Origin of the sequence: Sphingomonas sp. 3-13AW (assembly GCF_049311085.1) — a bacterium.
GTDB lineage: Bacteria > Pseudomonadota > Alphaproteobacteria > Sphingomonadales > Sphingomonadaceae > Sphingomonas.
Genome location: NZ_JASNVZ010000003.1, coordinates 269,618 through 290,144 on the forward strand (window position 1 = coordinate 269,618; position 20,527 = coordinate 290,144).

Sequence of the window (20,527 nt, forward strand, 5' to 3'; positions counted from 1 at the left end):
ATGGCATGGAGGCGCCACGCTGCCCTGTGGCGCAGCCCGCGCAATGCCGCGCCTTGGCCTCACCTTAGACGAACCTTCCGCCGCGATGACCCTGCCGATCCACGCCGTCCTGCCCGATCTGCTCGGCCACCTGGCCAGCCGCAGCAGCGTCGTGCTCGTCGCCCCGCCCGGCGCCGGCAAGACCACCGCCGTCGCCCCTGCGCTGCTGGGGGAAGCCTGGTGCACCGGCGAGATCCTGCTCCTCTCGCCCCGCCGCATCGCCGCCCGCGCCGCTGCCGAACGCATGGCAGCACTTGCCGGCGAGCCCGTAGGCCGCACCTTCGGCTATGCCACCCGCATGGACAGCCGCCGCTCGGCCGAAACCCGCGTGACGGTGGTGACCGAGGGCATTTTCGTCGCCCGTATCCAGGCGGATCCCGAACTCGCCGGCATCTCGGCCGTTCTGTTCGACGAAGTCCACGAACGCAGTCTCGACAGCGACTTCGGCCTCGCCCTCGCGCTCGACGCCCAGGCCGGGTTGCGCCCCGACCTGCGCATCGTCGCCATGTCGGCGACCCTCGACGGTGCCCGCTTCGCCCGCCTGCTCGACGACGCGTCGGTGGTGGAAAGCGAAGGCCGCAGCCACCCCCTCGAACTCCGCCACCTCGGCCGCGCCGCCGGACAGCGGATCGAGGACAGCATGGCCCGCGCCATCCGCACCGCGCTTGCCGATACCGACGGCGGCGTCCTCGCCTTCCTGCCCGGCGTAGGGGAGATCGAGCGCACCGCCGAACGGCTGGAGGGCCTCGGCCCCGACATCGTCCTCCACCGCCTGCACGGCAGTCTCGAGCCCGCCCAGCAGCGCGCCGCCATCGCCCCCGATCCGCAAGGGCGCCGCAAGCTCGTCCTCGCGACCTCGATTGCCGAGACGTCGCTCACCCTCGACGGCATCTCGACCGTGGTCGACTCCGGCCTCGCCCGCCGCCCGCGCTACGATCGTGCCGCCGGCATGACCCGGCTGGTGACCGAGCGTGCCAGCCAGGCCGCCGTCACCCAGCGCGCCGGTCGTGCCGCGCGCCAGCGCCCCGGCGTCGCCTATCGCCTGTGGGAGGCCGCCGCCACCGCTGGCCTGCCGCGCTTCGACCCGCCCGAGATCCTGGAGGCGGACCTGTCGGCGCTGGTTCTCGACTGCGCGCGCTGGGGCGTCGCCGATCCCACCACGCTGCGCTGGCTCGATCCCCCCTCGCCCGCCGCCGTAGCCGAGGCGAAGGCACGCCTCACCACGCTGGAGGCGATCGACGCCGACGGGCGGCCGACCCCGCACGGCGCGGTGATCGCGTCCCTGCCGCTGCCCCCGCGGCTCGGCCACATGCTGGTCCGCGCCGGCGAGCGCGGCCTCGCCCAGGTTGCGGCCGAAGTCGCGGTGCTGCTGGGCGAGCGCGGCCTCGGCGGCCAAGACGCCGACCTCGAACTGCGCCACCGCCGCTGGCGCACCGAGCGCGGCCAGCGCGCCGAAGCCGGTCGCCGCATGGCCCAGCGCTGGGCCCGGCTCGTCCCCGCCGCGCCGCCTGCCGATCGCGATCCCCAGGCGCTCGCCACCTGCGTCGCGCTCGCCTTTCCAGACCGCGTCGCCCGCCGCCGCGACGCCAGCGGTGAGCATTGGGCAAGCGTGGGCGGTCGCGGCTTCCGCCTCGACCCGACCTCGCCGCTCGCCAGTGCCGAATGGCTCGCGGTCGCCGAAACCCAGGGCGCGGCCTCGGGCGCGCGCATCCTCTCGGCCGCCGCGCTCGACCTTTCCACCATCGAATCGCTGTTCGGGGATCGCATCGCCGTGCGCCGCGATGTCGCCTTCGATCCCGCCACCGGCGCGATCAGCGCGGTCCGCGCCCGCGCGCTCGGCGCGCTGCGGCTGAGCTCCGGCCCCGACAGCGCCGCGTCCGCGGCCGAGATCGAGGGGGCGCTGCTCGAGGGCGTCCGCAACCACGGCCTCGCCCTCCTGCCCTGGGGGGACGATGCCGCTGCGCTCCGCGCCCGCGCGCGGTTCGCGGCCGAGATGGGCGGGATCGACGATCCCTTGTCGGACGCGGTGCTGCTCGACCGGCTCGACGAATGGCTGCCGCCGCTCCTCTCGGGCAAGCGCCGCCTCGACGCGATCGCGCCGTCCGCGCTGGTCCAGGCGCTCGAGTCGCTCGCCGGATGGGACGCGATGCAGGCGGTCCGCCGCCTCGCCCCCGCCCGCTTCGAGAGTCCGGCGGGCTCGACCCACGCGATCGACTATGGTGCGGAGGGCGGTCCCCGGGTCGAGCTTCGCCCGCAGGCGCTGTTCGGCCTCGCCCGCCACCCGACCGTCGCCGGAGGCGCGGTGCCGCTGGTGCTGAGCCTCACTTCCCCTGCCGGCCGCCCGATCCAGACGACCCGCGACCTGCCCGGCTTCTGGGCCGGCAGCTGGGCCGCGGTCGCCAAGGAAATGCGCGGCCGCTATCCCCGCCACCCCTGGCCCGAGGACCCTGCCTCGGCCTCCGCGACGCTGCGCACCAAAAATGCGGATGCACGCCGCCGCGAGGGGCGTTAGAGCGTTTGCCAACAAACCCCATTCCCGCGTGGAGAAGCTTGTGCCGTCCGCCCGTATCTATCAGCGTCCCAAGAATTCCACCCAGTCCGGCCGCGCGCGGACCAATATCTGGGTCCTGGAGTTCGAGTCCACCGAACCCAAGTTCGCCGATCCGCTGACTGGCTGGGCAGGCTCTGTCGACACCCGCGACCAGGTCCGCCTGACCTTCCCGACCGCAGAGGCCGCGCAGGCCTATGCCGACAAGCACGGCATCACCTATCACGTGATCCCGGCGCCAGAGCGCAAGCTCAAGCTTCAGGCCTACGCCGACAACTTCCGCTAAGCGCTCCGCCCTCGGCCGGATCGCGGCCTGGCCGGGGCTAGGCCGCGGCCAGGATGCCGGCGCCGAGCAGCAGCAGCAGCTTCACGTCGATCGCCATGCCCTCGGCGCGCTTGGCAGCGACGAACGCGCCCACCTCCTTCAGGGGAACGCGGTGGACGACGATGTCCTCGCCGTCGACGCCGCCCCCCGGCCCGGTCTTCACCAGCCGGGTGGCGCGCATCAGCGTGAAGCCCTCGCTGACCATGCCGGGTGAGGAGTGGAAGGTCCCGAACGACTCGATTCGGCCGGGATGGTAGCCCGTCTCCTCTTCCAGCTCGCGCGCCGCCGCGATCGCGACACTTTCGCCTGCGACATCGTCGCCGACCAGTCCGGCGGGCAGCTCCAGGCAGCGCCTGCCCAGCGGCATGCGGAACTGATCGACCAGCAGCACGCAGCCCTCGTCGTCCACCGCCAGGATCACCGCCGCCTCGATGCCGCGGGCGCGGGCGACATATTCCCAGCTGCCCTGCTTCTTGGCGACGATATACTTGCCCTCCCACATCGTCTCGACGGGGAGCTCGGCGTCCTTGGTCATAGTTCGATCAACCGGTCCGGGAGTTCGTTGACGTCATCGGCGCTGCGCGGGAAGTGCTCGGCGAGCACCACCCCCACCTGCGCCACCGCCTGGGCCATGCCGTCGGCGACCCGGCCCTCGCGCACGGCGCCGACCAGCGCGGCCATCACCTCGCCCCATACTTCGGGCGCGACCTTGGCGTGGATGGCCTCGTCCGCGATCAGCTCGGCACGGTGTTCGGCCAGCGACAGATAGAGCAGCACCCCGGTACGGCCGCGGGTGCGCTTCTCGGCCGCGGTGCGGAACAGGCCCATGGCACGCCTGCGCACCCGCCGCGTCTTGGTGGCGCCCGGCGTCACCGCCAGCCGCACCTGCGGAAGGGTCAGCAGCAGCCGCACCACCAGGAACACCAGCACCTGCAGCACCAGCGCGATCAGCAGCAGCACGCTGGGGTGCACCACCTGCGTCCACGGGTCGAACACCCGCTCATACAGTGCGGCCGCGATGCCCGGCCACACCGACAGCAGCGCCAGCACCAACAGCATCGCCAGCACCGCCCAGTGCATCGCCACGTCGAGGTAACTGTCGGACTGTCCCGCGACGACCGTCACGATCTCGCCATCGGTGTTGCGCTCGGCCGCGGCCACGGCCTCGGTGACGACCGCGTGATCCTGTTCCGTCAGATGCATTACCAGCTCCCCGAAGCGCCGCCGCCGCCGAACGACCCACCGCCGCCGCCGCCAAAGCCGCCGCCGCCCCAGCCGCCGCCGGAACCGCCACCGCCGCCAAAGCCGCCCCAACCGCCGCCGTCGTCGTCGTCGTCGCGCGCGCTGCGTCCGATCTCGTTCGCGATCGTCCACAGGATGATCGGCCAGTTGGCGTCGACACCACCGCCACTGCGGCTGCCGCGTCCGCGATAGCGCCGTCTGCGCCCCTTGGCACCGCCGCGCCCGCGCAGCATCGACAGCAGCACGAACAGCAGCACCATGCCCCAGAACACCAGGGCCAGGTGGCTGCCGCCGCCGTTGCCGCCCCGCGCCGCGGTCGCATGGGTGCGGTCATATTCCGCCGCGGCCGCCTTGGCGCGTGCCTCGGCATCCGCATCCGGCAGCGACAATTGCGCCGCCAGGGCATCGGCGCCCGCGATGATGCCGCCCGGCAGGTCGCCGGCCTTGAACCGCGGCAGGATCGTGTTGTTGACGACAAGGCTGGAGAAAGCGTCGGTCAGCACGGGTTCCAGCCCATAGCCGACCTCGACCCGCACCTTGCGCTCGTTGGGCGCGACCAGCAGGATCGCGCCATTGTCGGCATCCTTCAGCCCGACGCCCCAGGCGCGGCCCAGCCGATAGCCATAGTCATCGATCGCATAGCCCTGCAGGTCGGGCACCGTCGCCACCACCAGCTGGTGGTTGGTCTTCTGCTGAAGCTGGTCGAGCTTCTGGGTCAGCGCCGCCTCCTGCTCGGGCGACAGGACGTTCGCCGCGTCCACCACGAAACCGGTGAACTTGGGAAAGTCCTGCGCCTGTGCAGGAGCGGCCGTCAGCCCGCACGCGAGCAGCGTCGCCAGCAGCAGCCGCAGCAGCGCCATGGCCCGGCTCAGCTACCGTTGCCGAAGTTGACCGTAGGTGCGGTCTCGGCGCCCGGCTGTGCCTGGAACGGGATCTTGGGCTTGGCGCCATAGAAGACGCGTGCGCCGATCGCGTCCGGGAAGGTCCGGATGCGGGTGTTATAGGCCTGCACCGCCTCGTTATAATCGCGCCGCGCGATGGCGATGCGGTTCTCGGTGCCTTCCAGCTGGCTCTGCAATGCCATGAAATTCTGGTTGGCGGTCAGCTGCGGATAGGCTTCCACCACGGTGCGCAGCTGGCCCAGCGCCTGGGTCAGCTGGTTCTGCGCCTGGCTGAACCGCTCGAAGGTCGCCGGATCCGACAGGTCGTTGGTGGTGATGTTGATCGAGGTCGCCCGCGCGCGTGCCTCGGTCACCCGCTCCAGCGTGCCCGACTCGTGCGAGGCATAGCCCTTCACGGTCGCAACCAGATTGGGGACCAGGTCGGCGCGGCGCTGGTACTGGTTCTGCACCTCGCCCCACTTCGCGTTCACATTCTCCTCGGCGGTCGGGATGCTGTTCACCCCGCAGGCGGCGAGCAAACCCGCACCGAGCATTGCCAGCATCGTCCGAAAGCGCATCACCTTCTCCTTAAGCCTTGGTATATCCCTATGTAGCGGCGCACGCTCGCTCCGCGAAGGGCAATCGAACAGGAGGCATGGATGACGCTGTTGCAGGAATTCCGCACGTTCGTGGCACGCGGAAACGTGCTCGATCTGGCTGTCGGCGTCATCATCGGCGCCGCCTTTGCGACCATCACCAAGTCGCTGACCGACGACCTCATCATGCCGGTGATCGGCTGGCTGTTCGGCGGCTTCGACTTCTCCAGCTACTTCATCCGCCTGGGCCCGATCCCGGCGACCTACACCGGCTCGCCCGATAATTATGCGGCGCTCAAGGCGGCGGGCGTGCCGCTGTTCGGCTATGGCCAGTTCGTGAGCGTGGTGATCAACTTCCTGATCCTCGCCTTCATCGTCTTCCTGCTGATCAAGTTCGTGAACCGCGCGATCTCGGTCGTGCACGAGGGTAAGGAGGCGGAAACCGCCGCCGAAGCCGCCGAGATCGCACTGCTGCGCGAGATTCGCGACGAGCTGCGCGCGGGAAAGACGCCGTCGCAGACCGTCTGAAGACAGGGGTGGGCGCTGGCCTCAGTGCCCGCCGCGGCAGGCGAGCGTCTCGACCAGTTCCTCGATCCGCGCGGGATCCCCGGCCGCAATGACCTCGCCGTTGCTGGCGGCGTGCAGCGGGTCGCCCGCCCAGTCGCACATCCGCCCGCCGGCCCCTTCGACCACCGGCACCAGGGCGGCGAAGTCGTGGAGCTTCAGCCCCGCCTCGATCACCACGTCGAGGTGGCCGGAGGCCAGGCACGCGTAATTATAGCAGTCGCCGCCCAGCACGGTGCTGCGCACGCCGGCATCGACATGCTCGAACGCGTGGAGCTGATCGTCCGTGAACAGCGCCGGCGAGGTCGTCGCCAGCAGCGCGTCGGCCAGGTCGCGGCAGCGGCGGGTATGCGCCTCCTGCCCGTTGAGGGTGGTCTGCCGGCCGACGACGCCCAGCCAGCGCTCGCGCAGGATCGGCTGGTCGATGATGCCCAATACCGGCCAGCCGTTGTCGACCAGCGCGATCAGCGTGCCAAAGATCGGGCGCCCGGCGATGAAGGCGCGGGTGCCGTCGATCGGGTCCAGCACCCACTGCCGCCCGCTGGTGCCGGCGCGCTCCCCCTCCTCCTCGCCCAGGATGCCGTCCATCGGCCGCTCGGCGATCAGCAGCCGGCGCATCGCCGCCTCCGCTTCCTTGTCGGCCAGCGTCACGGGCGAGGCATCTTCCTTGGTCTCCAGCCCGAATTCCGCGCGGAAACGGGGGCGGATCGCGGCGCCGGCGGCATCCGCAAGGCGCAGGGCGAGGTCGATGTCGGTCTGGGATACGGGCATGTCCCGACCCTAGACGGGGCATCCGCCCCCGCCAACCACGAAGCAGCACGGCGCCCACGTCAAGTCGCGTGACGGACGCCCGGGCGCGCGCTACGCTTGTGAAAATCCTGCGGGAGTTCGACCATGCGTCCGATGCTGCTGATTGCCTCGTTGCTGCTGCCGTTCGCCACCCCGGCCGGGGCCGCGCTCGCCCCCGGGGCCAAGGCGCCCGACTTCGTCGCCAAGGGCGCCATCGCCGGCAAGCCCTTCACGCTCAACCTGCGCTCGCAGCTGCGCAAGGGGCCGGTGGTGCTCTACTTCTTCCCCGCCGCCTTCACCGGCGGCTGCAATGCCGAGGCGCGCGCCTTTGCAGAGGCGGTCGACGATTTCCGCGCGGCCGGCGCGACCGTGATCGGCATGTCCGCAGACCCGCTCGACAAGCTGGAGGCCTTCTCGGCCCAGCATTGCGCGGGAAAGTTCGCGGTGGCGAGTGCCACGCCGCGGGTCATCCGCGGCTTCGATGTCGCGAGCGGCGGCGCCGGTTCCGGGCGCACCACGACCAGCCGGACCAGCTATGTGATCGCACCCGATGGGCGCATCCTCTTCGCGCACGACGACTCCAGCCCGCTCGAGCATGTCCAGCGCACGCTCGCCGCGGTTCAGGCCTGGCATCGGCAGCATGGTGGCGGCCGCAGCTGAGGCGGTAAGATTTGGCGCCGAGGTGTGGCGGATTGCGCCGCAAGCTTGTGGTGGAATTTACCACCTCGGCAGGTCTGAGATTTAAAGATCCCCTGTTTTCCGTCACTTAAGAAACTGGCACGACACCTGCAAAGTAACTGGCATCGGCAGCCGGATGGTCCGGAAGCCGCGAGACCAGGGACTTTCTACCATGTCGACTCGCCTCCAGACTCTGCAGTTCAGCGTCGCCTCGCTCGTTGCTTCGGTCGCTTTCGCAGCACTGATGATCAGCTCCGCCGCATCGGTTGTCCCGGTCGCCTGACCGGGACGGCATCTCCACACTCGGAGACACAGACATGCGCTCTTTCCTTCTCGTCCTCGCCTCCTTCGCCACCACCGCCGTGGTGATCGTCGCGACCAGCGTGCCCTTCACCGGCGGCATCGCCTGACCCGACAGCAAGCCGGTCTCAACTGACATGCCACTTGTTCTGCACGTGTAACGAACCCTAGGATTGCGGGCGCCGGCGGAGCCAAGCCGACGCTGAGCGGTTGTCCAAGGGGCAAGCAGCAAGAGGAGTTAGGATGCTCGAACATCTACCACGCTGGCTCGGAGCGCTCCTGCACGATGTCCGTGCCGGCGCGAGCAAGCTCACCATCGTGGACCCGGCGCTGGGCGAGTTCACGGCGCTGAATCTCGCGAGCCCCGCCTTTGCCGACGGCGTCCGCCTGCCGGAACGCTTCACCGCCGACGGCGCCGGCGTCTCGCCGCCGCTCTACTGGACGGGCGTGCCGGAGGGCACCGAATCGCTGGTGCTGCTGGTCGAGGATCCGGACGCGCCCGCCGCACAGCCGCTGGTCCACGCCATCGTCTGGGGCATGCCGCCGACCACCGACCAGTTGCGCGAAGGCGCGATCCAGGCCGATGGCGACGGCGCGCTCGACGGCAGCGACGTCGGCCGCAACAGCTATCTGCGCGAAGGCTGGCTGCCGCCCGATCCACCCAGCGGCCATGGTGAGCACCGCTATGTCTTTCAGCTCTTTGCGCTCGGCCCGGGCGAGGATCCCGCTCCCACGCCGGGCCGCGGCGCGGTCATCGATGCGATGGCCGGGCGCGTGCTCGCAGCCGGCCTGCTGACCGGCACCTATTCGCGCGACGAACCGGCCGACATCGGCCCGGTCGGAACGGCGGTCCCCGCCTGACCAGTTGCCCGAAGGGATACGGCGCGGTCCCTTCGGGCCTCGGCCGGATCAGCCGTTGACGATGGTCCCGCCGTTCGGGTGCAGCACCTGCCCCGACATGTAGCTCGCATCCTCGCACGCCAGGAACAGGAACGACGGCGCCACTTCATTGGGCTCGCCGCGGCGGCCCATCGGCGTGCTCTCGCCGAAGCTCTCGAGCTTTTCGGGCGTCGCGCCACCGGACGGGTTGAGCGGCGTCCAGATCGGGCCCGGCGCCACCGCATTCACGCGGATGCCCTTTTCGATCAGGTTTTCGGACAGGCTGCGGGTGAAGGCGGTGATCGCCCCCTTGGTGGACGAATAGTCCAGCAGCTCCTTCGACCCCTGGTACATGGTGACGGAGGTGCAGTTCACGATCGCCGCGCCCGGCTTCAGGTGCGGCATCGCCGCCTGCACCAGGAAGAACATCCCGAAGATGTTGGTCTGGAAGGTGCGGCGCAGCTGCTCCTCGGTGATGTCGGTGATTTCCTTGTCGGCATGCTGCTCGCCGGCGTTGTTCACCAGCACGTCGAGCTTGCCGAACTCCGCGATCACCTTGGCAACGGCCTGCTCGCAGAAGGCCTTTTCGCCGATGTCGCCGGCGATGGTGAGCGCGCGCCGGCCCTCGCCCCGCACGATCTCGGCGGTCTTCTCGGCATCGTCATGCTCGCACAGATAGACGATCGCCACGTCCGCGCCCTCGCGCGCATAGAGCGCGGCGACTGCACGGCCGATGCCGCTGTCTGCGCCGGTGACGATCGCGACCTTGTCCTTCAGCCGCCCGGAGCCGGGATAGCGCGGCTGCCAGTCGGGCTTGTCGTCCATCCCGCTCTCGTGGCCGGGCAGCGCATCCTCATGGATCATCGGGTCGAAGTCACTCATTGCGAAGGCCTTTCATGGGGATGGCCTTTGAACGGGAGCAGCGCGCGCGAAGTTCCTGAAGCGTCGGCTAGAGGTCGAGCTTTTCGTAGTCCGGCGGCGGCGTCACGCCCTCCATCCGCTCGGCGAGGAGAGGGCGGAAGCTCGGGCGGCTCTTCATCCCGACATACCAGCGCTTGGCCGTCGTATGCGTCTTCCAGTCGATGCCGCCCAGATAGTCCGCAACCGAGATCTGCGCCGCGGCCGCCAGGTCGGCCAGGCTCATCGTCGCCCCGCCCAGCCACGCCCGGTGATCGAGCAGATAGTCGATATAGTCGAGATGCTCGACCGCCGCCTTCATTGCATCGCGCAGCGCCCGCGTGTCCGGCGGCAGCCGGTGGACGATCCGCTTCTCCATCCGCTCCAGCAGCAGGGGGCCGGTAATCTCGCGGAAGAAATGCGTGTCGAACCAGGTGACCAGCCGCCGAATTTCCGCGCGGTCGGCCGCACTGCCGTTCAGCATCGCCGCCTTGTCGACGGTTTCCTCAAAATATTCGCAGATCGCCGCGGAATCGATCAGCGTTACGCCGCGCTCGACATCTACCATCACCGGGGTCTGGCCGGCCGGGTTCATGTCGAGGAACTCGTCGCGCCGGGCCCAGGGCGATTCCCGCACGGGTTCATAGCCGATGCCCTTTTCGGAAAGGAGCAGGCGAACCTTGCGGGAAAAGGGACACAGGGGAAATTGCAGGAGCTGCCACATGGCTTTTGCTGTTAGGCGGGCGAACACGCGGGCGGAAGGGGCTTGATGCAGGGCGGGTACATAGAATGACGGCAGTGCTGTGGCTTGCAGGGGCTATCCTGCTGGCAGAAGTGTCGCGCCATCGTGCGATCTGTGCCGTTGCGGTACTGCTTGCATGCATCAGCGGCACGACGCTGCCCGATCTCGATCTGTCGCTCGGGCTGGTGCACCGAAGCATCCTGACTCACGGGCCCTTGCTGCCCGCGCTGCTCCTGCTGGGGCCGCCGCGCTGGCGGGTGGTGGCCGCCGGGCTTGCGCTGGGCATCGGCCTCCACGTCGCGGCCGACAGCTTTCCCAATGCCATGACCGGTTATGCGACGGTGAAGCTGCCGTTCGCCGGCTCGATCGGCGCGACCGCTTCCTATGCCTGGCTGGCGCTCAACGCGCTCGGCCTCAGCATCGCCGGTACGGTGCTGCTCGCACGCGAGTTCCCACCGCGCTGGTGCGTCGGGCTGCTGGCGGCAAGCGCCGCGATCGGCATCGCCTATCTGTTCGTCACCGACGGCGGCTGGCCGGCGCTGGGCGTCTATGCCGCGTTTGGCTGGCTCGCCGTCCGCCAGCGCAAGCGCGAGCGGATCGCCTGACGCGTCAGCGGCAGGTCGTACCCGGCCGCGTCGCCTCCCACGCCACCGTCTGCAGCCGCGCTGCCATGTCGCCGCCGATGCCCAGCTCGGTTGCCGCCGTCTCGCCGCGCCCAAGCGTCCGCGGGTCGCGGCCGGTGACTTCTGCAAACACGATCAGCGCCTCCAGATAATAGCCGTACGCGCTCGCGTGATACTGGTCGTAGGACCAGAGCGGCGCCTGGTCCCAGGCGATGCCGTCATAGGGGTTGGCATCCGCGACCCCGCGCGCAATCGCGCAGTTGAACCCCTCGCCCACCGGCAGCACCCGCGTTCCCGGCCGCACCTTGGCCGCCTGGTCATAAGCCGCACGCAACTCCCTCGCCATCGTCGCGATCGGCTTGCCGCGCCACGGGCTCTGCTTCTGGAACACCAGGTCCGGTCGCGACCAGGTCGCCATCAGCCGCAGGTCGACCTTTGGATTGCGCGCCGCAAACAGCGCCGACAGGCGCCGCACCCCCTCGACCAACCCGGCGGGGTCGCCCGGCCGCTGCGGATCGAGCGTGCTGTATTCCTGCAGGACGACATGGTCCCAGGCCCGGTCCAGCCGGTCGCGCCGGTTCTCCCAATGCCAGTTGAGCGTGCGCCCGCCCGCGGTCTCAAGCGACACCTGATACTCGAGCCCCGCCTGCTCCGTGAAGCGCTTGAACAACGCCGGGACGCCGCCGATCCCCTCGCCGTTGAGATCGGTGACCGCGTCCGCGCGATATTTCCACGCGGGGGAGTTGGCGCCAAAGGTAAAGCTGTTGCCGACGAACAGGATGGTCTCGGCGCAAGCAGGCGCTGCTCCCGCCAGGAGCGCGGCCGCAGCAGCGGCAATCCAGCGGTTGATCTGCAAGTTCCTCTCCCGATGCGCCCTCGGTCCGTGGCGATGGCATCAACCGCAATCCCCTAGCCGACCGCACCTGTCTCTGGTCAAGACGCGCCCCGCAAAACAGCGCCGCGCAAGCACGCCGGCAAGTGCGCCGCAGTCCATCTCCAGGCACGTACGTAGTTTATGAAGTCGCTATCGCTCTACCCCGCTGCGAGCGTACTTCGCCGCAACATTCCTGATGTATGATTGTCATCGACAATTGTTGCACCTACCCACCTCGCAGGCAGACGCGACCCAGTGAGTCCAGCAGAGTCTCGCTTAGATGTCCGCCCCGCGACCCCGGCAAATGACCGGGGCGTGTCCAGACTCCAGCACTATATCTCCCACTCCCGATACACGCGATTCGGCCGGCCTGGTGCTGCCGTCCGGTGTTCCGCGTCCGAGGACTTGTATGAAGCTCCATCACATCTTGGGGGGCGGCGGAATAGTCGCGCTTGCCCTTGGCTCCGTCCATGCGGCAGCAGCCGGCGCATCCCCGCAAAGCAGCACCCCCGGCACCGTCGTAGCGCCCCGACAAAGCGGCGCCTCCAACCCCTATAAGCGCTGGGCAACACCCCGGCCGGCGCCGACACCCACCCCTTCCCCGGCCGCCACATCCAGGACGACAGCGGCGACCACGTCCGTCACCGCGACGGCGACGGCGTCCACGGCCGTTCGGCAGTCGGTCGCGCTGGGCAATGATCCGGCGGTGCTCACCCAGTATCAGAACTGGCTGGGCCGCCCGGTCGACGGCGTGACCCTCGCCGGCGGCTCGGCAAACTGGACGGACTGGCAGAATTCGCCCGGCTATCTGGCGAACCGCTACAAGGGAAAGACCAGCGACATCCTCTGGTCGATCCCCCTCATCGTGAAGGGCGCGACCCTCGATGAGGCAGCACGCGGCGGCTATGATTCCTATTACCGGACGTTGGCGCGCAACATGGTGAACTTCTCGTCGAACGATCCGTACATCAACGTGCGGGTCGGCTGGGAATTCAACGGCAAGGGCTGGTTCCCCTGGTCCGCCGTCGGCAAGGCGGAGCAGTACAAGGGCGCGTTCCGCCACTTCGTCCAGGCCTTCCGCTCGGTCGCGCCCAAGCGCTTCGTGTTCGAATGGGCGCCCAACGTCGGCAATGTCGGCATGGACCCGACCACCGCCTATCCCGGCGATGACGTCGTCGACATCATCAGCATGGATTTCTACTGGGACACCCGCTGGCTTGGCACCGATCCCGCCAAGGCGTGGAACACGATGGTGACACAGAAGTGGGGGCTCCAGTGGCACCAGGACTTCGCAAAGGCGCACAACAAGCCCACCGCCTATTCCGAATGGGGCGTGAACTCCGACACGGCAGGTCCGTACATCCAGTCGGCCTCGAAATGGTTCGACGCCCATCGCGTCGTCTACCACGCCTATTGGAACAATAATTCCAACTTCCGCGGCGACCTCAGCCACGGTCAGTATCCGCGCACAGCCTCGACCTTCAAGGCGACCTTCGGCCCCAAGCCCAAGGCAGGCCCGATCCCGATCGTCGCTCGATAAGCCAGGCGGGCCGCTCCCATGCGGGGCGGCTCGCCTGAATCTCCCGCGACTCAGCCGCCGGAAACGAACGACAGCCGACCGCACGAAAGGTGCCGGCCGGCGAGGCAGTCTTGCGATGTGGAAGGTCCGCGCTGGATGCCCCGTGAGGATTCGAACCTCAATTAACGGAGTCAGAGTCCGTGGTCTTACCATTAGACGACAGGGCAACGTCGCTGCGGTGGAGCGGGCCTCTAAGCGGCGGCCTCGCGGTGGTCAAGTCCCTATTGCGCCACCGGCGGCGGCTGGGGAGCCTGCCACAGCCGGCGATCAGCCTCGCCTTGCCGTTGCCATAAGGTTCCGCTAGCTTTTTCCCCAAGCACCGAGCGGCGGATCTCCGCCGTGACGGAACAGAACATAAGAAGAAAGTGACGGCATGGGGGATTCGACCGCCCGGTTGCCGCACCGGCGGGGTACGTCCCCCGCCCGTTCGGGACCACATGCACCAGCGCAATCGCGCTTTCCGAAGGCGCGCCACTTTGCGGCGCTGGACCTTGGCACCAACAACTGCCGGCTGCTGATCGCGCGGCCCCAGGGCTCCGGATTCGCGGTCGTCGACGCCTTTTCGCGCATCGTGCGACTCGGAGAGGGACTTGCGGCGACCGGCCGGCTGAGCGAAGCCGCGATCGACCGTACCATCGCGGCGCTCAAGATCTGCGCCGACAAGCTGCGCCGACGCAACGTCACCCTGTCGCGCGCGGTCGCGACCGAAGCGTGCCGGCGGGCCACCAACGGCGCCGACTTCATCCGGCGCGTACATGAGGAGACCGGTATCTTTCTGGACGTGATCTCGGCGGAGGAAGAGGCGCGGCTGGCCGTGCTCGGCTGCCATGCGCTGCTCGAACCCGGCGACGGCCCGGCGCTGGTGTTCGACATCGGCGGCGGCTCGACCGAACTGGTGCTGCTCGACACCTCCGGCCCGGTGCCCAGCGTCGTCGACTGGCACAGCACCCCCTGGGGCGTGGTGTCGCTGACCGAAAGCCTGGGCGCCGGCCGCGCCGCCCCGATCGCAAGCGGCGCGTTCGAGGCCATGCGCGCCTGCGTATCCGAAAGCTTCGCGCCCTTCGCCGCCCGCCTGCCCCAGGTAGAGGGGCAGCGCCGCCTGCTCGGCACCAGCGGCACGGTGACGACGCTCGCCAGCGTCCATCTCGGTCTCGACAGCTATGACCGGTCCGCGATCGACGGCCTGATCGTCCCCGCCGACGCCATGCGCCAGGTCAGCCGCCGGCTGGCCGGGCTCGAGCTTTCCGGCCGGGCGCGAGTCGCCTGCATCGGCCCGGAGCGCGCCGACCTGGTGGTCGCGGGCTGTGCGATCCTGGAGTCGATCCTCGACCTGTGGCCTGCCGAACGCCTGGGGGTTGCCGATCGCGGCATCCGCGAGGGCATTCTGCGCCGCCTGATGCAGGGACGCTACGCATGAGGGGCGCACCTCCCGGACGCCAGCGGGTCCGCACCGCCCGCGGCCGCACGCCGCAGTCGACGCGCTGGCTCGAACGGCAGCTCAACGACCCCTATGTGAAGCGCGCCAAGGCAGAGGGCTATCGCAGCCGCGCCGCCTACAAGCTGCTGGAGCTCAACGAGCGTTTCCACCTGCTGCGCGGGGTGAAGCGCGTGGTCGACCTCGGCATCGCGCCGGGCGGCTGGGCGCAGGTCGTGCGCAAGCTCTCGCCCTCCGCGACCGTGGTTGGCATCGATCTGCTGCCGGTCGATCCGATCGACGGCGTCACCATCCTCCAGCTCGACTTCCTCGACGACAGCGCGCCCGACCTGCTGCGCGAGGCGCTGGGCGGCGAGGCGGACCTGGTGATGTCGGACATGGCGGCGAACACCGTCGGCCATCCCCAGACCGACCACCTGCGCACCATGGCGCTGGTGGAAGCGGGCGTGATGTTCGCCTGCGAAGTGCTGCGTCCCGGCGGCGCCTTCGTCGCCAAGTCGCTGGCCGGCGGCGCGGACAATGCCCTGATCGCCGAACTCAAGCGCAACTTCCAGACCGTGAAGCACGCCAAGCCCCCGGCGAGCCGCAAGGGTTCGTCCGAATGGTATGTCATCGCGCAAGGGTTCAAGGGCCGCGCAAAGACCGCGTCGGAAGACACGGCGGACGAATAGACCATCCAAGGGGGCAGTGGCTGGCGCCGCCGCCCCCCTGCGCCACGATCCCACCTCTCGTCCTTGCCCAGGGAGCCTGAACCGATGAACGCTCAAGTGCTGGCGGTTGCGCGGGACGAGGCGCATCGTTTCTCCAAGCAACCGGCGGGGGAGCTGAAGCTCCTCGCCGGCCTGGGCATCGAAGGGGACGCGCATCAGGGCGTGACGGTACAGCATCGGTCGCGTGTCAAAACCCACCCTGACGAGCCCAATCTGCGCCAGGTCCATCTGATTCATTCCGAACTGCTGCAGGAACTCGAGGCACAGGGCTTCGCGGTCCGGCCCGGCGATCTGGGCGAGAACGTGACGACGACCGGTGTCGACCTGCTTGGCCTGCCGACGGGCACGCGGCTGGCGATCGGGGCCGAGGTCGTGCTGGAAGTGACCGGCCTCAGAAATCCCTGCTCCCAGATCGAGCGGTTTCAGACCGGCCTGCTTGCCGCCGTCGTCGGGCGTGGGCCGGACGGCGCGGTGATCCGCAAGACGGGCGTCATGAGCGTGGTGCGCGCCGGAGGCGCGATCCGGCCGGGCGACGCGATCGAGGTCACCCTGCCCCCGCCCCCGCACCGGCCGCTGCAACCGGTATAACCGGCCCGGAGCGGGGCTGACATAGATGGCGAGCGGACGTTTGCCGTTGAAGCCGCGCCGCTCCGTAGTTCGCCGCGCGGCGGCGCCTTGCCTTCGGCGGGGCGTTGCGCCACTCCCCCGCACATGAACGCTCCCGCTCCCAAGCCCTGGGTCCTCGACATCGCGCCCTATATCCCGGGCCGCGCGTCCACCGATGGCGGCCGGCCGGTCGCCAAGCTCTCCGCCAACGAGAACCCGCTCGGCACCTCGCCCGACGCCCGGGCCGCGTTCGCAGCGGCGCATACCAGCCTGGAGCGCTATCCCGATCCGAGCGCGACGGCGCTGCGCGAAGCCTTGGCAGCCGCCCACGGCCTCGATCCCGCGCGCGTGATCTATGGCACCGGCTCGGACGAGCTGCTGCATCTGGCCGCCGGCGCCTATGCGGGGCCGGGGGACGAGGCGATCTACGTCCGCTACGGCTTTGCGGTCTATGACATCGCGATCCGTCGCGTGGGTGCCACCCCGGTGGTGGCGCTCGATCGCGACTATGCGACCGATGTCGACGCGATCCTCGCGGCGGTGACCGATCGCACGACGCTCGTCTATGTCGCCAATCCCAACAACCCGACCGGCACCTTCACGCCCGCGGCAGAGATTGCGCGGCTGCACGCCGGCCTCCCCTCCCATGTCCTGCTGGTCCTCGACCAGGCCTATGCCGAATATCTGGAGCCGGAGGACGACGACCTCGGCCTGCAGCTGGTCGAGGCGCACGATAATGTCTTCGTGACGCGCACCTTTTCCAAGATCCACGGCCTTGCTGCCGAACGGATCGGCTGGGGCTATGGCTCGGCCGCGGCGATCGACGCGATGCACCGCATCCGCGCGCCCTTCAACGTCACCACCGCGGGCCAGCTCGCCGCCATCGCGGCCGTGCGCGACACCGGCTTCGTCGAGCGCAGCCGCGCCCACAACCGCCGCTGGCGCGACTGGCTGGCAAGCGAGGTTGCCGCACTCGGCAATGCCGGGCTGCGCGCGGTGCCGTCGGAAACCAACTTCCTGATGGTGCTGTTCGAGGGCCCGGTCTCGGCCGAGACCGCGTACAAGGGGCTGATGGACGCGGGCTACATCACCCGCTGGCTGCCGGGCCAGGGCCTCGTGAACGGCCTGCGCATCACCATCGGCACCGAAGAGCAGATGCGCGGCCTTGCCGCTGCGCTCCGCGGGATCGTCGGCTGATGCTGCCCTTCGCCCGCGTTGCCGTCATCGGCCTGGGGCTGATCGGCTCGTCGGTGGCGCGCGCGGTGCGCGAAGCCATGCCGAGCGTGCGGCTCACCGGCCACGATGCCGACCCGCAGGTGCGCGAAACCGCGCGCGCGCTCAACCTCGTCGATGACGTTGCCGATCACGCGGGTGCCGCGGTCACGGATGCCGAGCTGGTGATCCTGTGCGTGCCGGTTGGCGCAATCGGTGCGGTCGCCGCCGAACTCGCGCCCGACCTCCCCCCCGGCGTGATCGTCAGCGACGTCGGCTCCAGCAAGGCGAGCGTCGCCCAGGCGCTTGCCGCCGCCCTCCCCGGCGTCACGATCGTCCCGGCCCACCCGGTAGCGGGTACCGAGCGTTCGGGGCCGGAGGCCGGCTTTGCCACCCTGTTCCGCCACCGCTGGTGCATCCTGACGCCTGCCGAGGACACCGATCCGGTCGCGGTCGAGCGCGTCGCGGAGTTCTGGCGGCGGCTCGGCGCCGACATCGAACAGATGGCGCCCGAGCACCATGACCGCGTGCTCGCGATCACCAGCCACCTGCCGCACCTCATCGCCTATACGATCGTCGGCACCGCCTCGGACCTTGAGGAAGTGACCCAGAGCGAGGTGATCAAATATTCCGCGGGCGGCTTCCGCGACTTCACCCGCATCGCGGCGTCCGATCCGACGATGTGGCGCGACGTGTTCCTCAACAATCGGGAGGCGGTGCTCGACATGCTCCAGCGCTTCTCGGAGGATCTGTCCGCGTTGCAGCGTGCGATCCGCTGGGGCCAGGGGGACGAGCTGTTCGATCGCTTCACCCGCACCCGCGCGATCCGCCGCTCGATCGTCGAGCAGGGACAGGACGACGCCCGGCCCGACTTCGGCCGCAGCCACGAATAAAAAAGGGGGCCTCGCCGGGCCCCCTTTTCCTGTCAGTCCGCGAAGGGATCCCGTACCAGGATCGTGTCCTCGCGCTCGGGGCTGGTCGACACCAGCGCCACCGGGCACTGGATCAGCTCCTCGACCCGGCGGATGTACTTGATCGCCTGCGCCGGAAGCTCGGCCCAGCTGCGCGCGCCGGCCGTCGATTCCTGCCAGCCGGCCATGGTCTCGTAGATCGGCTCCACCTTCGCCTGGTCGGCGGCATGGGCGGGATAATAGTCGAGCGCCTCGTCGCCTAGCTTATAGCCCGTGCAGATCGAGATTTCCTCGAACCCGTCGAGCACGTCGAGCTTGGTGAGCGCGATGCCCGTCACGCCGGACACCGCGACCGACTGGCGCACCAGCACCGCGTCGAACCAGCCGCAGCGGCGCTTGCGGCCGGTGACGGTGCCGAACTCGTGGCCGCGCTCGCCCAGCCGCTGGCCGGTCTCGTTCTCCAGCTCGGTCGGGAACGGACCCGAACCGACGCGGGTGGTATAGGCCTTGGCGATCCCCAGCACGAAGCCGACGGCGCCCGGGCCCAGGCCCGAACCCCCGGCTGCAGTGCCGGCGATGGTGTTGGACGAGGTGACGAACGGATAGGTGCCGTGATCGATGTCGAGCAGCACGCCCTGCGCGCCCTCGAACAGGATGCGGCGGCCGCGGGTGCGCGCCTCGTTCAGGTCGCGCCAGACCGGCCGTGCGAACGGCAGCACGAAGCCCGCGATCTCGCGCAGCTGCTCCAGCAGCGCCGCACGGTCGATCGGCGGCTCGCCAAAGCCCGCGCGCAGCGCGTCGTGGTGCGCGGACAGGCGGTCGAGCTGCGGCTCCAGCGAATCGAGGTGCGCCAGGTCGCACACGCGCAGCGCGCGGCGGCCGACCTTGTCCTCATAGGCGGGGCCGATGCCGCGGCGGGTTGTGCCGATCTTGCCGGCGCCGCTCGCATCCTCGCGCAGTCCGTCGAGGTCGCGGTGGAACGGCAGGATCAGCGTGCAATTGTCCGCGATGCGCAGCGTGTCGGGGGTGACTTCCACGCCCTGGTCGCGAAGCCGCGCCACTTCGTCGCGAAGCGCCCAGGGGTCCAGCACCACGCCGTTGCCAATGACGGACGGCGTGCCGCGCACGATGCCCGACGGCAGCAGCGACAGCTTATAGGTCTTGCCGTCCACCACCAGCGTATGGCCGGCGTTGTGCCCGCCCTGGAAGCGGACCACCACATCGGCACGTTCCGCCAGCCAATCGACGATCTTGCCCTTGCCCTCGTCGCCCCACTGAGCGCCGATTACCGCCACGTTCGCCACGCCAATTCCTTTATATGCGTGAAAAGCGGGGCTGCCCTAGAGCGCGGGCGCCTCCGCGTCCACCCGTGCGGGCATCGCCGGGTGCCTCCGGCGGCGGTGCGCGCCCCGCGCGCGACCGCTAAGGGATCAATGTTTCTGCTGGCGCTCGTAGAGCGAGCGATAATGCTGGATGCGCGTGACGCGCAGCCCCGGCATGCCGGACCGGTCGATCGCGCGCTGCCAGCTGGCGAATTCCTCCGGCGACAGGCTGTAGCGGGTACAGACCTCGTCGATGGTGAGGAGCCCACCGTTGACGGCCGCGACGACCTCCGCCTTGCGCCGGACGACCCACCGCGTGGTGTCGGGCGAAGGAAGCGAGTCGAGCGTCAGCGGCTCGCCGAGTGGCCCGATCACCTTCGCGGGACGGATCTTTTGATTCTCGATCATCTTCTACCTCTATGGGCTGGTGGCCTGCCCCCCGTCTGGCCAGCAACCCTGTTCCGATCTGTTACGCGTTCCGGGTAAAGATTCCCTTCATCCCTCGACCGGCGGATTGCCCGGCGGCCGCAACGCTTCTGCAACCACCGGGTGGAAGGATCCATGCCGCGGCGACAGCAACCCGTCGCTGACGCGCACCATGGTCACCGTGGCCTGGACGCGCGCCGTCGTGCTTGCGGCCTGCCGGGCGCTCGCTCCTGCGAGCAGCACCGCCAGATCGACCGGCAATGCGGTAATCGCAATGCCGCGCTCCAATCGGGCGAAACTCAGGTCCAACGGCGCTCCTTCCACGGGGTAGGTAGCCAACCGGAGTACG

Annotated in this window: 23 protein-coding genes and 1 tRNA gene; 12 read left to right on the forward strand and 12 right to left on the reverse strand. The window is 69.4% G+C overall.

What is annotated here, in order from left to right; genetic code table 11:
• The first annotated feature begins 43 nt into the window (after nt 1-43).
• Both hrpB and QP045_RS06200 read left to right on the forward strand, forming a co-directional pair.
• Entirely contained in the window at nt 44-2,551 is a 2,508-nt protein-coding gene (gene hrpB, locus QP045_RS06195; protein ID WP_422514094.1) for an ATP-dependent helicase HrpB, read from the forward strand.
• Nucleotides 2,552-2,591: 40 nt separating this feature from the next.
• Nucleotides 2,592-2,873, forward strand: a complete 282-nt coding sequence (locus tag QP045_RS06200) for an ETC complex I subunit (RefSeq protein ID WP_422514138.1) — start codon at nt 2,592-2,594, stop codon at nt 2,871-2,873.
• Nucleotides 2,874-2,910: 37 nt separating this feature from the next.
• On the opposite strand, the gene QP045_RS06205 is transcribed toward QP045_RS06200, so the two are convergent.
• From QP045_RS06205 to QP045_RS06220, 4 genes are read right to left on the reverse strand one after another with little or no spacing between them, the layout of a single operon-like run.
• Nucleotides 2,911-3,447: an NUDIX hydrolase gene (locus QP045_RS06205; RefSeq protein WP_422514095.1), complete on the reverse strand. Its 537-nt coding sequence runs from the start codon at nt 3,445-3,447 to the stop codon at nt 2,911-2,913.
• Nucleotides 3,444-4,115, reverse strand: coding sequence for a TPM domain-containing protein (locus QP045_RS06210; RefSeq protein ID WP_422514096.1), 672 nt, complete (start codon nt 4,113-4,115; stop codon nt 3,444-3,446). Before QP045_RS06210 ends, QP045_RS06205 begins: the two co-directional genes overlap by 4 nt.
• Nucleotides 4,115-5,014 (reverse strand): TPM domain-containing protein, encoded by a 900-nt coding sequence (locus QP045_RS06215; protein ID WP_422514097.1) that lies wholly within the window; start codon nt 5,012-5,014, stop codon nt 4,115-4,117. Before QP045_RS06215 ends, QP045_RS06210 begins: the two co-directional genes overlap by 1 nt.
• A gap of 8 nt (nt 5,015-5,022) precedes the next feature.
• The gene (locus tag QP045_RS06220) at nt 5,023-5,613 is read right to left on the reverse strand and encodes a LemA family protein (RefSeq protein WP_422514098.1); all 591 of its coding nucleotides are present in this window, start codon (nt 5,611-5,613) and stop codon (nt 5,023-5,025) included.
• Nucleotides 5,614-5,694: 81 nt separating this feature from the next.
• Between QP045_RS06220 and mscL the strand changes: the two genes are divergently transcribed.
• Complete coding sequence (gene mscL, locus QP045_RS06225; protein ID WP_422514099.1) at nt 5,695-6,159, forward strand: large conductance mechanosensitive channel protein MscL; 465 nt, start codon at nt 5,695-5,697, stop codon at nt 6,157-6,159.
• A gap of 21 nt (nt 6,160-6,180) precedes the next feature.
• Here the strand turns inward: mscL and hisN are convergent, their stop codons facing one another.
• The gene (gene hisN, locus QP045_RS06230) at nt 6,181-6,966 is read right to left on the reverse strand and encodes a histidinol-phosphatase (RefSeq protein ID WP_422514100.1); all 786 of its coding nucleotides are present in this window, start codon (nt 6,964-6,966) and stop codon (nt 6,181-6,183) included.
• A gap of 123 nt (nt 6,967-7,089) precedes the next feature.
• Between hisN and QP045_RS06235 the strand changes: the two genes are divergently transcribed.
• Complete coding sequence (locus QP045_RS06235) at nt 7,090-7,644, forward strand: peroxiredoxin (RefSeq protein WP_422514101.1); 555 nt, start codon at nt 7,090-7,092, stop codon at nt 7,642-7,644.
• 561 nt (nt 7,645-8,205) lie between these two features.
• Complete coding sequence (locus QP045_RS06240) at nt 8,206-8,823, forward strand: YbhB/YbcL family Raf kinase inhibitor-like protein (protein WP_422514102.1); 618 nt, start codon at nt 8,206-8,208, stop codon at nt 8,821-8,823.
• Between the two features lie 48 nt (nt 8,824-8,871).
• On the opposite strand, the gene QP045_RS06245 is transcribed toward QP045_RS06240, so the two are convergent.
• Both QP045_RS06245 and QP045_RS06250 read right to left on the reverse strand, forming a co-directional pair.
• Nucleotides 8,872-9,723: a glucose 1-dehydrogenase gene (locus tag QP045_RS06245; protein ID WP_422514103.1), complete on the reverse strand. Its 852-nt coding sequence runs from the start codon at nt 9,721-9,723 to the stop codon at nt 8,872-8,874.
• Between the two features lie 67 nt (nt 9,724-9,790).
• A complete protein-coding gene (locus tag QP045_RS06250) occupies nt 9,791-10,462 on the reverse strand; it encodes a glutathione S-transferase family protein (protein ID WP_422514104.1) in 672 nt (223 codons plus the stop codon).
• Between the two features lie 65 nt (nt 10,463-10,527).
• On the opposite strand from QP045_RS06250, the gene QP045_RS06255 reads away from it, so the two are divergent.
• A complete protein-coding gene (locus QP045_RS06255; RefSeq protein WP_422514105.1) occupies nt 10,528-11,085 on the forward strand; it encodes a hypothetical protein in 558 nt (185 codons plus the stop codon).
• Between the two features lie 4 nt (nt 11,086-11,089).
• Here the strand turns inward: QP045_RS06255 and QP045_RS06260 are convergent, their stop codons facing one another.
• On the reverse strand, nt 11,090-11,959 hold the full coding sequence (locus QP045_RS06260; RefSeq protein ID WP_422514106.1) for a PEP-CTERM sorting domain-containing protein: 870 nt from the start codon (nt 11,957-11,959) through the stop codon (nt 11,090-11,092).
• Between the two features lie 427 nt (nt 11,960-12,386).
• Here QP045_RS06260 and QP045_RS06265 point away from each other — a divergent pair, with 427 nt between their 5' ends.
• On the forward strand, nt 12,387-13,517 hold the full coding sequence (locus QP045_RS06265; protein WP_422514107.1) for a glycoside hydrolase family 26 protein: 1,131 nt from the start codon (nt 12,387-12,389) through the stop codon (nt 13,515-13,517).
• 132 nt (nt 13,518-13,649) lie between these two features.
• On the opposite strand, the gene QP045_RS06270 is transcribed toward QP045_RS06265, so the two are convergent.
• Nucleotides 13,650-13,723, reverse strand: a tRNA-Gln gene (locus tag QP045_RS06270).
• 206 nt (nt 13,724-13,929) lie between these two features.
• Here QP045_RS06270 and QP045_RS06275 point away from each other — a divergent pair.
• The 5 genes from QP045_RS06275 (at nt 13,930) to QP045_RS06295 (ending at nt 18,412) form a co-directional block, all read left to right on the forward strand.
• Nucleotides 13,930-14,973 carry a Ppx/GppA phosphatase family protein gene (locus tag QP045_RS06275; RefSeq protein ID WP_422514108.1) on the forward strand — a complete coding sequence of 348 codons (1,044 nt, stop codon included), beginning with the start codon at nt 13,930-13,932 and terminating at the stop codon, nt 14,971-14,973.
• Nucleotides 14,970-15,662: an RlmE family RNA methyltransferase gene (locus QP045_RS06280; protein ID WP_422514109.1), complete on the forward strand. Its 693-nt coding sequence runs from the start codon at nt 14,970-14,972 to the stop codon at nt 15,660-15,662. The genes QP045_RS06275 and QP045_RS06280 overlap by 4 nt, the downstream gene beginning before the upstream one ends.
• 84 nt (nt 15,663-15,746) lie before the next feature.
• A complete protein-coding gene (locus QP045_RS06285; protein ID WP_422514110.1) occupies nt 15,747-16,289 on the forward strand; it encodes an MOSC domain-containing protein in 543 nt (180 codons plus the stop codon).
• A 123-nt stretch (nt 16,290-16,412) separates the two neighbouring features.
• Nucleotides 16,413-17,504, forward strand: a complete 1,092-nt coding sequence (locus tag QP045_RS06290) for a pyridoxal phosphate-dependent aminotransferase (protein WP_422514111.1) — start codon at nt 16,413-16,415, stop codon at nt 17,502-17,504.
• The gene (locus QP045_RS06295; protein WP_422514112.1) at nt 17,504-18,412 is read left to right on the forward strand and encodes a prephenate/arogenate dehydrogenase family protein; all 909 of its coding nucleotides are present in this window, start codon (nt 17,504-17,506) and stop codon (nt 18,410-18,412) included. Before QP045_RS06290 ends, QP045_RS06295 begins: the two co-directional genes overlap by 1 nt.
• A gap of 32 nt (nt 18,413-18,444) precedes the next feature.
• On the opposite strand, the gene QP045_RS06300 is transcribed toward QP045_RS06295, so the two are convergent.
• The 3 genes from QP045_RS06300 to QP045_RS06310 form a co-directional block, all read right to left on the reverse strand.
• On the reverse strand, nt 18,445-19,734 hold the full coding sequence (locus tag QP045_RS06300; RefSeq protein WP_422514113.1) for an adenylosuccinate synthase: 1,290 nt from the start codon (nt 19,732-19,734) through the stop codon (nt 18,445-18,447).
• Nucleotides 19,735-19,860: 126 nt separating this feature from the next.
• Complete coding sequence (locus QP045_RS06305; protein WP_422514114.1) at nt 19,861-20,160, reverse strand: DUF1153 domain-containing protein; 300 nt, start codon at nt 20,158-20,160, stop codon at nt 19,861-19,863.
• An 87-nt stretch (nt 20,161-20,247) separates the two neighbouring features.
• Nucleotides 20,248-20,487: a hypothetical protein gene (locus QP045_RS06310; RefSeq protein WP_422514115.1), complete on the reverse strand. Its 240-nt coding sequence runs from the start codon at nt 20,485-20,487 to the stop codon at nt 20,248-20,250.
• Nucleotides 20,488-20,527 lie beyond the last annotated feature (40 nt).

Coding starts and splice junctions, on each gene's coding strand:
- QP045_RS06265 (WP_422514107.1), top strand. CDS start 12,387: ATGAAGCTCCATCACATCTTGGGGGGCGGCGGAATAGTCGCGCTTGCC.
- QP045_RS06205 (WP_422514095.1), bottom strand. CDS start 3,447: ATGACCAAGGACGCCGAGCTCCCCGTCGAGACGATGTGGGAGGGCAAG.
- QP045_RS06235 (WP_422514101.1), top strand. CDS start 7,090: ATGCGTCCGATGCTGCTGATTGCCTCGTTGCTGCTGCCGTTCGCCACC.
- QP045_RS06305 (WP_422514114.1), bottom strand. CDS start 20,160: ATGATCGAGAATCAAAAGATCCGTCCCGCGAAGGTGATCGGGCCACTC.
- QP045_RS06220 (WP_422514098.1), bottom strand. CDS start 5,613: ATGCGCTTTCGGACGATGCTGGCAATGCTCGGTGCGGGTTTGCTCGCC.
- QP045_RS06210 (WP_422514096.1), bottom strand. CDS start 4,115: ATGCATCTGACGGAACAGGATCACGCGGTCGTCACCGAGGCCGTGGCC.
- hrpB (WP_422514094.1), top strand. CDS start 44: ATGCCGCGCCTTGGCCTCACCTTAGACGAACCTTCCGCCGCGATGACC.
- hisN (WP_422514100.1), bottom strand. CDS start 6,966: ATGCCCGTATCCCAGACCGACATCGACCTCGCCCTGCGCCTTGCGGAT.
- QP045_RS06290 (WP_422514111.1), top strand. CDS start 16,413: ATGAACGCTCCCGCTCCCAAGCCCTGGGTCCTCGACATCGCGCCCTAT.
- mscL (WP_422514099.1), top strand. CDS start 5,695: ATGACGCTGTTGCAGGAATTCCGCACGTTCGTGGCACGCGGAAACGTG.
- QP045_RS06280 (WP_422514109.1), top strand. CDS start 14,970: ATGAGGGGCGCACCTCCCGGACGCCAGCGGGTCCGCACCGCCCGCGGC.
- QP045_RS06285 (WP_422514110.1), top strand. CDS start 15,747: ATGAACGCTCAAGTGCTGGCGGTTGCGCGGGACGAGGCGCATCGTTTC.
- QP045_RS06275 (WP_422514108.1), top strand. CDS start 13,930: ATGGGGGATTCGACCGCCCGGTTGCCGCACCGGCGGGGTACGTCCCCC.
- QP045_RS06245 (WP_422514103.1), bottom strand. CDS start 9,723: ATGAGTGACTTCGACCCGATGATCCATGAGGATGCGCTGCCCGGCCAC.
- QP045_RS06240 (WP_422514102.1), top strand. CDS start 8,206: ATGCTCGAACATCTACCACGCTGGCTCGGAGCGCTCCTGCACGATGTC.
- QP045_RS06215 (WP_422514097.1), bottom strand. CDS start 5,014: ATGGCGCTGCTGCGGCTGCTGCTGGCGACGCTGCTCGCGTGCGGGCTG.
- QP045_RS06250 (WP_422514104.1), bottom strand. CDS start 10,462: ATGTGGCAGCTCCTGCAATTTCCCCTGTGTCCCTTTTCCCGCAAGGTT.
- QP045_RS06255 (WP_422514105.1), top strand. CDS start 10,528: ATGACGGCAGTGCTGTGGCTTGCAGGGGCTATCCTGCTGGCAGAAGTG.
- QP045_RS06295 (WP_422514112.1), top strand. CDS start 17,504: ATGCTGCCCTTCGCCCGCGTTGCCGTCATCGGCCTGGGGCTGATCGGC.